Here is a 1,166-nt window from a genome sequence, read left to right as displayed (position 1 = left end):
ACGACTGGATTCATATTGAAATCTCCTCCTCTAAGAAACTACTAAATTAGTCGGTAACCCCTAAAGCTGCTTGTAATATCATAGGTTCGCTTGTTAAACGGGATCGTTGTCCCAACCAGCTTGAAACATGCTTATACAAGTAGGGGGTGAACAGTTTTGCGGACGGGATCGAGTCCCACGGGCGCTACGTTCTACCCCGACTACCGTTATAATGTGACCTAAAAGAAAAAGGTCAACCAGAAAAATCTGGCTGACCTTATATTACGATCGGGCGCATTTCTTTAATAAGGTATGTGTCTTTTCCTGTTTAAGGGCCAGATTGTTATACAAATTTGGGAGTATATTATGGCCAAAAAGCGCATAAGAAAATGAAAAATGAGAAAAAGATGAAAAAATATTAGTTGACCCGAACTATTCACATTAAGCTCTAAAAGGAATTGATGTCATGATCGGACTCTTATTTATTGCAATAGATGTTGGTATTTTTCTGTTAATATGGCTCATTTTGACTTTATATATTAATTACTTTATTTAACTTTATACTCTGCATAAATTTTTTCTTAATGAGAGCGATATTGTGTTCTCCGAAATCGTGTTCTTCAATATTCCACAAACGGGCGCATTTCGGTACTGCACCCCAAAAGTTAGAGTAAAAAACTAACTTTTGGGGTGATTATTTATGACTAAATATAGTGAAGAATTTAAATTGATGGTGNATAACGGATTAACCGTTAAGAAAACGAAGCAGTTTTATTCTGTTCAATTTAAAATAGATGTATTAAACTTTATGAAACGAACAGGTGCTTCCTATCAAGATACTGCGATTCACTTTAACTTGAATGATCCAACTTTAGTTGCCAGTTGGTATCATCGGTTTTTAAAAGAAGGGATAGAGGGCCTGCAAAAAAAATCAAAGGGGCGCCCGTCTATGTCTAAGAAACCAAAATCAACAGTGAACCAAGAAAAAATAATGTCACGTGAGGAGCAGCTAGAACGCGAAAATGAACTGCTTCGTTTAGAGGTGGCGTATTTAAAAAAGTTGAAGGCTTTTCGAGAGAATCCAGATGCCTTCCTCGAAAAGCACAAGCTGCCATCGCCTTCGAACTTAAACAAGAAGGATTTCGATTAAAAGATGTTTTAAAACAAGTGGATATTCCAGAAGCGAC

General features: G+C 36.8%; 1 protein-coding gene. It reads left to right on the top strand.

All coding sequences use genetic code 11. From position 1 onward, the window contains the following. The first annotated feature begins 679 nt into the window (after nucleotides 1-679). A complete protein-coding gene (locus tag ACFQU5_RS12900; RefSeq protein ID WP_390288369.1) occupies nucleotides 680-1,129 on the top strand; it encodes a helix-turn-helix domain-containing protein in 450 nt (149 codons plus the stop codon). Nucleotides 1,130-1,166 lie beyond the last annotated feature (37 nt).

It is taken from the genome of Ureibacillus sp. GCM10028918 (genome assembly GCF_042666115.1).
Classification (GTDB): domain Bacteria; phylum Bacillota; class Bacilli; order Bacillales_A; family Planococcaceae; genus Ureibacillus.
Note: the sequence above shows the minus strand (reverse complement) of the source record. Positions and strands in the feature narration are given on the sequence as shown.